Origin of the sequence: Bacillus sp. MM2020_4, assembly GCF_011250555.1 — a bacterium.
Classification (GTDB): Bacteria; Bacillota; Bacilli; order Bacillales; family Cytobacillaceae; genus Neobacillus.
In genome coordinates, this window is the sequence record NZ_JAANMZ010000078.1 from 1 (window position 1) to 11,106 (window position 11,106).

The 11,106-nt window shown below is 35.0% G+C and carries 11 protein-coding genes and 2 pseudogenes; 1 reads left to right on the forward strand and 12 read right to left on the reverse strand.

Annotated features, from left to right (window positions below):
* Window positions 1–513: 513 nt before the first annotated feature.
* The 7 genes from G6554_RS24665 to G6554_RS24700 all read right to left on the reverse strand — a co-directional run bounded on the left by G6554_RS24665 (window position 514) and on the right by G6554_RS24700 (window position 4,895).
* Entirely contained in the window at window positions 514–999 is a 486-nt protein-coding gene (locus G6554_RS24665; protein ID WP_166246743.1) for a hypothetical protein, read from the reverse strand.
* 14 nt (window positions 1,000–1,013) lie between these two features.
* The gene (locus G6554_RS24670) at window positions 1,014–1,424 is read right to left on the reverse strand and encodes a CBO0543 family protein (protein ID WP_166246744.1); all 411 of its coding nucleotides are present in this window, start codon (window positions 1,422–1,424) and stop codon (window positions 1,014–1,016) included.
* 260 nt (window positions 1,425–1,684) lie between these two features.
* The gene (locus tag G6554_RS24680; protein WP_166246745.1) at window positions 1,685–2,287 is read right to left on the reverse strand and encodes an alpha/beta hydrolase; all 603 of its coding nucleotides are present in this window, start codon (window positions 2,285–2,287) and stop codon (window positions 1,685–1,687) included.
* A gap of 24 nt (window positions 2,288–2,311) precedes the next feature.
* Window positions 2,312–2,920 (reverse strand): flavin reductase family protein, encoded by a 609-nt coding sequence (locus G6554_RS24685; RefSeq protein ID WP_166246746.1) that lies wholly within the window; start codon window positions 2,918–2,920, stop codon window positions 2,312–2,314.
* Between the two features lie 23 nt (window positions 2,921–2,943).
* On the reverse strand, window positions 2,944–3,882 hold the full coding sequence (locus G6554_RS24690) for a ring-cleaving dioxygenase (RefSeq protein ID WP_166246747.1): 939 nt from the start codon (window positions 3,880–3,882) through the stop codon (window positions 2,944–2,946).
* Window positions 3,883–4,010: 128 nt separating this feature from the next.
* Window positions 4,011–4,409, reverse strand: coding sequence for a DoxX family protein (locus tag G6554_RS24695; protein WP_166246748.1), 399 nt, complete (start codon window positions 4,407–4,409; stop codon window positions 4,011–4,013).
* Window positions 4,410–4,469: 60 nt separating this feature from the next.
* Window positions 4,470–4,895 (reverse strand): MarR family winged helix-turn-helix transcriptional regulator, encoded by a 426-nt coding sequence (locus G6554_RS24700; RefSeq protein ID WP_207343096.1) that lies wholly within the window; start codon window positions 4,893–4,895, stop codon window positions 4,470–4,472.
* 285 nt (window positions 4,896–5,180) lie between these two features.
* Here G6554_RS24700 and G6554_RS24705 point away from each other — a divergent pair.
* Window positions 5,181–5,650 (forward strand): annotated as a pseudogene (locus tag G6554_RS24705) (transposase); the annotation flags it as partial.
* An 891-nt stretch (window positions 5,651–6,541) separates the two neighbouring features.
* Here G6554_RS24705 and G6554_RS24710 read toward each other — a convergent pair.
* From G6554_RS24710 to G6554_RS24730, 5 genes and pseudogenes are all read right to left on the reverse strand, one after another.
* Window positions 6,542–6,694 (reverse strand): annotated as a pseudogene (locus G6554_RS24710) (zinc-binding dehydrogenase); the annotation flags it as partial.
* A gap of 49 nt (window positions 6,695–6,743) precedes the next feature.
* A complete protein-coding gene (locus G6554_RS26425) occupies window positions 6,744–7,229 on the reverse strand; it encodes a hypothetical protein (RefSeq protein WP_166246749.1) in 486 nt (161 codons plus the stop codon).
* Between the two features lie 21 nt (window positions 7,230–7,250).
* Complete coding sequence (locus tag G6554_RS24720) at window positions 7,251–8,915, reverse strand: DDE-type integrase/transposase/recombinase (RefSeq protein ID WP_166246750.1); 1,665 nt, start codon at window positions 8,913–8,915, stop codon at window positions 7,251–7,253.
* Window positions 8,915–9,676 carry a TnsA endonuclease N-terminal domain-containing protein gene (locus tag G6554_RS24725; RefSeq protein ID WP_347564349.1) on the reverse strand — a complete coding sequence of 254 codons (762 nt, stop codon included), beginning with the start codon at window positions 9,674–9,676 and terminating at the stop codon, window positions 8,915–8,917. Before G6554_RS24725 ends, G6554_RS24720 begins: the two co-directional genes overlap by 1 nt.
* A gap of 66 nt (window positions 9,677–9,742) precedes the next feature.
* Complete coding sequence (locus G6554_RS24730; protein WP_166246752.1) at window positions 9,743–10,966, reverse strand: hypothetical protein; 1,224 nt, start codon at window positions 10,964–10,966, stop codon at window positions 9,743–9,745.
* Window positions 10,967–11,106: the final 140 nt, after the last annotated feature.

The window sequence follows — 11,106 nt, forward strand, 5'->3', positions numbered from 1 at the left end:
AAGTTACATATTGTAACTATGATATTTCAGCAATTTTCTTAGCAGTTGTATGAAAAGAAACTCATTATTTTCAAAGATTATTACGTTTTCAATCAAACGATTGATTAGCTTTCAAAATACTAATCAACTGTTTGTTTAAAACCTTTGCTATCACTTATAAATGAAGGGTTTTACCCTTGAAATTGAATTAAATCCTGTCGAAAATAAGCTTCTTCTTTTTCCTTTTATGTGCGAACCATGGAGAAAAACGGTTCTTTTACGCTAATACTACAATTTTGGACAGGTATTCCCATGTTTCCTTATTAATTAAACGTTTGATTGGATTTGGTTTAAATCCTTCTCCCATTTGGTCTTTCCCAGGAAATTGATAAAAATAATGTCAAAAATCGCTCGACCTTTTTTTCATAAAAGCTAGGGGTTTTATGCTGCCTTTTGATAATTTTTCAAGAAAAAAGGGCTATATACCAGCTAATGTTCCTCAAAAAGAGCCCATGCAAATAGGCTCTTTTTGAATTAAGAAGGTCTCCCACTGTAATGAGTTTTAGAAGAGGTTTTTATTACTATATAACGAATGATAAATCCAATTCCTAACCCAGGTATCAAAGATAATATAGGAAGCCAAATAGGACCAAATGATACACCAAAAAATATATTTGGAGAGTACATAAGACCCACTGTGACAAAATAGGCTCCAAACGCAAATGGGACAAATGATAACCGAGGATTCTCACCTTCCGCAAATTTATAGGCATCATACATGGCAAACATATAAACACATGGATAAAACATAAGCCATTGGTAATCAACCACTCCGGCAGCCTCATCTATCTTCCCAAGAAAACTTAACATGATCGCTTGATTAAATAAACTGTTTACATTAATGATGAATTCTAAAAGGATAAACAGTACTCCTTTTACAAGGTGACCATTTAATAATTGACCGAAACCCGGAAAAGCAATACTCCAAAGAATTGCTTCTAACTTATTCGTTTTATTCATACTCTCAACCTTTATTATTCGGTTATATTTTGATTACTCTTTATTTTATCTACTTTTTTTATTAATCCCACTAAACCTCTAATCGTAAATAAAGTAAAACTCACACTCCCGAATGTATGGACTGGTGTCCATTTTTTCCATTTAAATAATCTAGAATTCCTTTCAAAATACCACTGACCGATACTCATCGGAACGCTAAACACCAAACTTTTCAACAAGATTTTTCCAAAATTATCGTTATAGGACATTTTCACCCAAATGACACTTAAAAGAGGAAAAAACAACATGTCATAAATAATGTTAGTTTTAAAAATCTTTCCTAAAGGACGAACTGGATATTCAATTTTTTTTGTTCCGACAACATAAGCATCAACCAAAGTCGCAAGAACCCCTTTCGAAAAAAATATAACAAGGTTTTCTCTCATTTTTGAACCCCTAAATAGAAAGGGCAGGGCAACTATACACAAACTAGTGAGTAAATGTAACAATCTTTTCTCCAATAGTTATCATCCTTTTTTATTTACTATTTTTTAAAATTACCCTTAAAGAATTATTTATACCTTCTCTTAATTGCTTGGATGGTAATTATTTAATAAAAATAAAAAAGAGGGCCAATATCTTCTTTTTTAATAAAAAGATGGGACATTGACCCTAAAACATGATTCCTTTGAAATCCTTTATTTGATTATAGCTTTTGATACCAAGTTGCTGCGGCTTGTACTTCTTCCATCGTTAGTTGATGACCTCTATCCTCCCAATGAAGTTCTACATTAGCATTCGCTTTTTCCAAGATCGATTGTAATTCAGCCGATTCCATTGGCGAGCAAATTGGATCATTTGTCCCCGCAGCGATGAACACAGATTTTCCTACCAAATCAGGGAGATCAATTCCCTTTCTAGGTACCATAGGGTGATGAAGAATTGCACCCTTTAGTGCATTTTGATAGTGAAATAATAAACTCGCAGCAATATTCGCGCCATTTGAGTAACCAACTGCAATCATATTATCTCGACTGAACTCATACTTTACTGCTGCTTCATCAAGAAATTCATTTAATTCCTTTGTTCGAAAAATTAGATCCTCTTCATCAAAGACACCTTCTGCTAATCTGCGGAAAAACCGGGGCATCCCATTTTCTAACACATTACCACGAACGCTTAGTACATTTGCCTTATCATCGATCATTCCTGCAAGTGGCAGCAGGTCTAATTCATTGCCACCCGTACCATGAAGCAATAATAATGTTGGTTTTGTTGGATCTTGTCCCTTATTAAATATATGTTTCATGATTGTTCTCCTTCCAGACACAACCTATTTAGGTCGTTCTATTTCAAAAATTTCACCTATTTTGGCGTAATTATTTCCAGCCAATCGACTTACAGCAGCTAAGCCACCAGGGTCGATTCTTCCATTATCATAAATATCATCTTCAATGTGAAATTGAACAACTTTTCCTATAATAAAATCACACCCAGGTGCATCTAAACCGCCCAATTCCAAAGAATGCTCTAATGTACATTCCATACTAATTTTCGCTTCCTTTACACCTGGTACAGCAATCCTTACACTGTCTACCGGAGTTAAATTAGCTAACTCAATTTCATTCTGTTGAGGAGGAAGACTTGCAGCTGTTTTATTAATTTTTTCAACATTTTGTTCGTCAACAATATGAACCACAAATTCCTTAGACTCGATGATGTTTCTTGCTGTATCCTTTTGTCTCCCAGCTGACCGTTGAATAGATAACGAGATCATCGGAGGATTGGATGATACGATAGTAAAATAACTAAATGGTGCACCGTTCAAAACCCTCTCTTTTGAAACCGTTGTGACGAAAGCAATCGGTCTAGGTATGATACTACCAATAAGAAATTTATAATTTTCTCTTTCAGACAATGAGGCTGGATCAATCGAAAGCAAGGAAATCAGTCCCTTTCGTAAAATTAGTCTAGTTCTCTTACTTCAAATGGCAGCAAACCTCGTTTAATTTGTGCTCTATGTGGCTCATACTGATCTGGCAGCATCAACTTTTCACCCATTGTTTCCTGTGACTCATCGTGCGCAAATCCTGGTGGGTCAGTAGCAATTTCAAATAGAATTTCCCCGTGCTCTCTAAAGTAAATGGCATTAAAGTAATTTCTGTCTTGTACAGGGGTAACTCCATACCCTTTGGATGCAACGTATTTTTTCCAATCTAATTGATCTTCATCATCAACAGCCCGCCATGCAATGTGGTGTACTGTACCCACACCCATTTTCCCGCGGCCAATAGGGGTTAATTTAACGTCAATAACATTTCCGATATCCGCAGTTGAACGATAACGGGCGTAATCACCTTCATTACCGACTAATTCGAGTCCCATTACTTTTTCTAGCAATTCAGCCGTTTTGTTAGGCTGGGTCGATAATAGTGTTGCTCCGCCAAAGCCTTTTATTGCAACCTCTCCTGTTACATCGCCGAAAGTCCAATTATTGACTTCCCCTTCTTCTCTTTCAACGATTTCTAAGTGAAGACCGTGCGGATCATCAAATTCTAAATATTGCTCTCCAAAGCGTTCCATTTTAGTAAAAGGAACATTGAACTTTTTTAATCTTTGTTCCCAAAATGCCATGGCACCTTTCGGAACTACATAAGAAGTAACCCCTACTTGACCATCTCCAATAACCCCCGAACGGGCTCCCGCCCATGGAAAGAAGGTAATAATTGTTCCTGGCTTTCCACCTTCATTTCCAAAATAAAGGTGATACGTACCTGGATCATCAAAATTGACTGTTTGTTTTACCATTCGTAATCCTAATACACCGGCATAAAAATCTACATTTTCCTGCGGATGTCCAACGATTGCAGTGATATGGTGAATACCCATTGTTTTTTTACTCATTCCTGTCACCCCTTTATAATGTATAATCTACCTAACTAATAGAACATGATATCTTATTTTGTTCCTAGTACCGGATTTAAAAACTCAAGTTATTTGCTTTACCATGAGAATCTCTAAACTGAGATATATTAAAATAAAAAGGCATCTACTGCATATCTACCTGGACCACTTAAAGCTATGCCAATTGAAACTGCAAGTAATGTAAGGTTATATTCGTATCCGTTTGATGTTGACCAAATTCCGTTTGCACCATGCACTTTAACTATAGCCATAACCATTGTTCCTGCAATCATGATTCCTGCAAGCGGGGTCAATAATCCTAACGTGAACAAAACGCCCCCAATAAGTTCTGCTAATCCAGCGAAAAGAGCCATGGTTACACCCGGTTTTATACCAATAGAATCAAACCAGCCTCCAGTACCTTTTAAACCATAACCGCCGAACCAACCAAATAATTTTTGGGCACCGTGACCTACAAATAGTAACCCCACTACCAACCGAATAATGAATAAACCAAGATTTATCATTTTAAAATCCTCCTCTATACTTTTTATCTCGAATCTGAGATATTAGTTCAAAAAAAATCATTAAACCATTTTATCATTTACCTTTTTTAAAAGTTCAACGAATAGTTCAGACTCCATAGAAGTTAAAGAACTAAACATGTGATCAACCCATTCCTGATGGATCGGCATAATATGTTCCATCAAATCGTTGCCATCATCAGTTAACGTGACATGTATTGCTCTACGGTCATCTGGACAAGCACTCCGAGTTAACAATCCTTTCTGTTCCAATCTATCAATAACATACGTCATAGAACCACTAGAAATTAATATTCTGTGACCAATTTGCTGTATGGTTTGTTTTCCTTTGAAATAAAGCACCTCTAGAACAGAAAATTCCGTAATACTAAGATTGTTTTTTGTCATTTCCACCTTCATTTTTTCCTGAACTGTTTTAGATGTTTGCATTAAAACAAGAAAGGGCAAATTTGTGCATTTTCTGTTCACCTATTTCACCTCCTCAAAAGTATTCTTAAATTGAATATCTCGAATACGAGGTAATAATATCACTTATCATTTTTATTGTCAATGTCTCTCCTTTTCCAGAAATAAATTCCAATTTATGTTATTATTTAAATATACAGATAACTAAAAAGGGGATATAGGATTATGAAGACGTTTCTAAACATCATCATTACCATATTAGTGTTAGTAGGGCTATGTTACGGAATAACGTACCTTACCCATACAAAATTCATTGATTATTCATTTGTAATTGGGATGGCTGCAACCATTATGGAACGAGTTCAAAGTCTTCTTGAAACTGCTAAAAGGAATCCGTCCAAGCAAACTATGTATTCGAGTCATCTCGCTAATTTAAAGATCCTTGTAACCTTAATCCTTCAGTACTGGGAGCATCTCGCTAAGTTGGAGCAGAACATAGATGCTCTAGCTGAAAAGATTGAAGGCTATGAATTAATTCAATCTATTCCCGGTATCGGACCTAAAATTGCTGCAACAATTTTAGCCGAGATTGGGGAAATCGATCGGTTTAATCATCCTAAGAAACTTGTGGCTTATGCCAGAATTGGACCAAGCTTCATTTCATCCGGCAAGTTTACAGCAACCCAGAATCGTAACACGATGCGTGGTGCTCGGCAGCTTCGGTATGCATTGTTTATGGCTGTTCAATGAGGATTAATTGTTCTCGAAACAACACCAGATCGAAGGAAACTTACGAACGAAAAAGTGCTGAAGGAAAAACACTAGAAAGGATACCAATTCAATACCGTGTGAAAACCAACTGAAAAAGAACTGGAGAAAGCCAGACCCCTTACTGGACAATGTATTGGAGGAACACAGAATTGAAAAAGCGGCTGGATTTTGATTGAAAATGGTGCCGGTTCATGATTGGATCCCCTCTTTTTTTGGCATAAAAAAACCCGAAGGTCTGCCGGGAATAGTACCGGAAAAGCCTACGGATTGGGAACATTATTTATTTAGGCTCTGTTATAATTGACTGTTGATTTCGCTGTGTTTGCAAATAAACGGAGAAATTCCATTTATAGTGAAAAATCCCCATATTGTCTTAAAAATAAAGGTAGTATTTCCGTTTATAGTATCCAAATCGTCGGATTTAGTCTTATTTTGAGCAGTTAATCGGAAATTCGCCGCTTATATCTGCTCCCTAAGCCCCCTCTATATACAATAGCAGGAAATTCTCCGCCTATGAGTTCTCATGCCTACACGAAAATCAACAATGCACACTAACATAGCCTTTATTTAAGAAACGTTAATTTTAGTGTTCATAAATAAAAATCTTTGTCCGGCTATTTTCTCCTGCCTATTCCCAACCAAATCCTTATCCTGCCTGGTCTAACGCCTTCTCTCTATCTTTTGGAAGAGGAAAAAGTTTGCCCTGCTTTTTCCCCACTTTTGCTCAAACTTGTACCGAATTTAATCCAAGTCAATACATGGTGATTGTACCAAAACCATACAGTGGTATTCTCGGTCCTTCAAATGTCACTATTTGAACAGTAATGTTAAAAGAAAAAACACAATAGAGAATTTGGAAATCCTCCGCATTCGCTTCATGGTAAGGTACGATTATTTTTACCCAGGGAACGACTTGTTTGACTAGCCAAGGAAACATTTTAATTTTCGATAACAATTTTTCCAATCATTCCTCCAGTTTCAACTAGTTTATGAGCTTTTCTTATACTTTCTGCATTAATTGGAGATAGTTTTTTATTCATTGTAGTCTTAATGATTCCATTATCTATTAATTCACTGATTTTATTTAATAAGGAACAATTACAAAAGGTTGAAATAGAACATGTCGATTATATCCTTTGTTTAAATAACACCGACCAACATTGGGAAAGTATGGGGGATGTTATAAAACCTCAAGGGAAAATTTAAAAATTCTCGTACATTAGGTCGCTTAAAATCAGTTTCAGCAACGGTTTGAGGAAATGAAATGACTTCAGTATTTTCTACTTGTCTTTCAACAATCGGTTTAGAGTCAACTTTACGTTGTCTATCTTTTTCTGCTCTTCGATTATCTCGAATAGCTCCTACTTGTTCAGCTTTACTTAATGTAGTATCTTGTTGAGCTTTTTTCTCTTTTTCAGCATGTTTGATAATTGCTTCAACATCTGCAATATAGTCTACTTCTTTTTGAAGCTGCTTGTGATTTTGTCCATGCTCAATTCGTTTTTCTTGCTGTCTCCAGTATGTTATTTCGTCTAAGCTTAATCCTTCATATCTTTTAGAAACCTCTAACATATAACATTCTTCAAAATAGCCTATTGATTCATCTATCACATAAACATGATTCATATTTCTCGGATCATAAGCTAACTATATTTTCCACGAGCTTTTCATTCGTGCATTTTCAAACCAGCTTTCTTTAATTGCTTTATCACAGCTATAAGATATGCCTTTAAACTGAATCCCCTTATGATTTACAGTAGCTTTTCCTCTTGGTAATAACTGAAGTTTCACTAATTCTTCTGAAAAAACTCGTAGCTTTCCTGTACGATTATTAATGCCCCAGCGCCATAGTTCAACAGGAATAGGTTGTACATCATCAGCTACTAAATCTCTATCTCTCACATATATTTTTAAATAGTGTTTCGTGTTGTATTGTAGAATTTGCTTAATTAAAATTTGTGTAAATTCTTTCAATGTTAGTTTTGCATCTAAACGATAATCCTTTGCTCCACGCTCTTGAAAATCGATGTCAATATAACCAGGAAGTAATGGCTTCACTTTCTTTTGAATCAAATCAAATTGCTTCTCAACAATGCCCTTCCAATCTGCGCGATATGAAGCTGCATTTTCAACCTGTAAATTAAATGCTTTTACCAGTCGTTCAACGTTGTATCCTTCAAATTCACCTTTATCTGCTAACAAAACTTCTGGTAGATGACGACTTGGCCAATCATCTTCATTTATTTCAATGCCATACTCTGCACAATACACCTTTTTATCAGCAACGACGTTTGTTAATGCCATCATAGCTCCAGCCCACGAAGGACCTTCTAATCCTACGTACATTCCGACTGCAATTCTACTAAATACATCCATTACTAAATAAACAACAGGACGTCCAATAATCCAATTACGGTTTACTTCAGAAACTAAATATACGTCTGCAATTGTTGCATCAATTTGATAACGAGATCCTGGTCCGAACACTTCTGATTGAGATGTATTTAACACCGCGCGATGATCTTTATTGAAACGTTTTTCACCTTTTCGGGCTTTTAATACTTCAGGAGCATTGTATTCTTTTTGATACCAGTATTTAAATTGTGTAAGAGTAGGAATAGCATCCTCATCTTTTAACAGCACTTTCTCAACGCCATTTTCGTAATATATATTCTCTGCATAAAACTCTTTCAACATAAACTTATATGCTGCTGTTAAGCTATTTTGCTTCGAAGTTAGGTAGTATTTTTCAATCGCTAACCTAAAAATTCTTTTTGTTTCTTCATCAACATTTATCCCTTTAACGCCATAAACAGGAGGTCTACCGCGCTTGTTTTCTCCAACTTTTCGTTCTTTTCCTTTTGCACCGGAATTTTTATAGTCTGGTAGTAAGGCGTCTATCGTTTTTCCTCTAGACCAATACTTATATAAATACTTTCGTATAGTTGGATAGGTTACATTATGCTTCCCTTGAGCTTCCTTTATTAACTTTGTACGAAAAGACTTTTCGTAAATAGCTGGCTCTTCTTTTACAATATCCTCAATAATTGCCCATGCGGCATCTCTCGCTTCGTAGTGCTTATTTTCATATTCATTAGAGACTATTACATCATAGGAGGTATCGATATTCTTGCTCCAATCTCCAACAACGATTAAATCTGTCATTTCAGAAACTAACTTCTTTTCAGGGAATGCTTTTGGGTTATTAAGCTCTAAGACATACATAATTGAATTACCTTGATCTAGCCAAAGAACTTTATATAAACTTTCTTGTTGGCAGTCTTGTAAAATTTCATTAACATAAAAATTCATTAAGCCCACCTCTTTTTAACATCAGGTGTATTCGTACATAAGACGTTAGCGACGTCTTCCCTTAAATCTATCCTTTTTTTCATATCAACTTTTAATAATTTCTTTGCTAATGCATGTTTATATATACTAATTGCCGTTCCCGCTTCAAAATTATATTTCATATCGAATGCTTGTAAATTTTCAAGTACAGTACCAGTAAAGTTAGTCCATTCATTCATTAGTAAATCTACTTTTTCGCCTTCATCAACAAAATATGCATCACGTAAAAACTTTAAATTACTAAGTAAAATTTGTGGTAACTCTTTTTCTGTTACGATTGCCCATTCAATTCCTTGCTGTTCCCAATAGCACTTCTCTATTTCGAATTTTTCGATAACTCTGTTGTCATTGAGGTCTTTTTCAAGTTTAAGAGTCCGAGCTTTATATACAATTGAAGGCCCTTCACGTACCGTTAAGAAAAAGTCAGTTGTCATAACGATAGTGGTACTTGTTTTATTATCGTGAGGATGTTTTATACCTAAATCGTCAGCTATTTGTAATGTTACTTCTCGATCTAAAGGGAATTGCTCACGAATATCTATTACGTTGTCTGCCCAATCACAGAAGCAAAGGTAATTAAATTCTAAATCTGATAATAAATGATGCTCACGTGATGTTTTCCACCCTATAAAGCGATGAACACGTCCTCTAGATGGTACATCTTGAATAATTAACCAAGGCTTGTAAAGAGCAAGTTCACCTTGCCCTCTACCTTCCTTAATGTATCATGAGATTTTTGCTTCAGTCCAACCTATTTGACGTTTAGCCATATAGTCTCCTCATTTCATTTAGAAATCTGGCGTAGGTTTTTCTGAAAAACCCAGTTCTGCTATTTGCATAATTGATGTAAATAAAACATTGCTAATATACGTCTCCGGTAAATCTCTTAAACGTGCATAATAAGTTAATTTCCATCCCTGCGCTATTGCTCGTTGACCATAACTTTCACATGAAGCTATGACTGAATTCTGAGCATGGATTTTTGTGATCTCTCTAGCTTGATATCTTTGAGTACTGTTAGCAACTGATCGATAAATAATGCTATAAATCTGTGAAACTGAGAAATGTTCTAAGAGCTCCTCAAAAACTCTTATCGTCTTCTCTCCAGGATTAAATGTATAGCCCACCTTATGCATTTGATATAACAAATACTGTAAGCATTCATTAAGGGCAACTTGTCTCCATTTCTCGTAACAAAAATCTTTAAAACCTTCTTCATCGTTCAAATGAGGATACAATAATCGCTTAATCATAGCATCGTAGTCGTCATCTTCTGGCATGACATTCAAACGATAATGAACTTTATAGATATAGTAAGCAATTTTATATTGTTGATCATCTTCTGATACAAATTCTACTTCAAAGTCATCTACCTTTGATTTCAAGCTAGGAACTAGAATATTTCTACCTGTTAATGTCTTTATTATTTCCCTCTCATATTCTGTTGTGGGTGCGATTTTCCCCTCAATATTTTCTAGAGGTTCAATATAGCTTGTATCTTCTGAAAGGGCTCCTCGTAATACAACCGCTAGATAAAGTCTATCCTCTAAGCTTAAATCTGTCTCTAAAATCATCTCCCAATTATCTTCTTCATAATAATCACATAATAATTGTCTTTTCTTCTCTAATAACTTTTTTTGGCGTTCTTCCTCTAATCTTTTTGCTTCCATTCTTTCTTTTTTACAAAATTCGCAGCTGCAAAAAGAAATTTCTTGATGTCCACAACTTGAACAATATTTCTGATGATTATTAAAATAATTGGAGGAAGATCTAGATTCTAGATGCATAACAATAGGCGATTCACACTTGATACAATGCTCACCACTTAAAATTGGAGGAAATATCCTTACTAAATTTGATGTAGTTGTCTTTATTTCATATCTTTCTAATAAGTCTTTAATTTTATCTCCGTCATAATATGCTGTTATTATCTCGACAATTTGTTCTTTAGATAGATGATTTAATTTTTCATCTAAATCACTAAAATCTAAATTATTGATTGATATTTCCACTGTAAATACCTCCTAAAACAAAAACATCCGTTCGCTTATTTTAATTATAAGCGAACGGATGTTAAACTTCCATATTTAAACAACTTTATTATTTTTTAAATGACTTTATTATTTTTTATACAATTTTATTATTTGTAGAC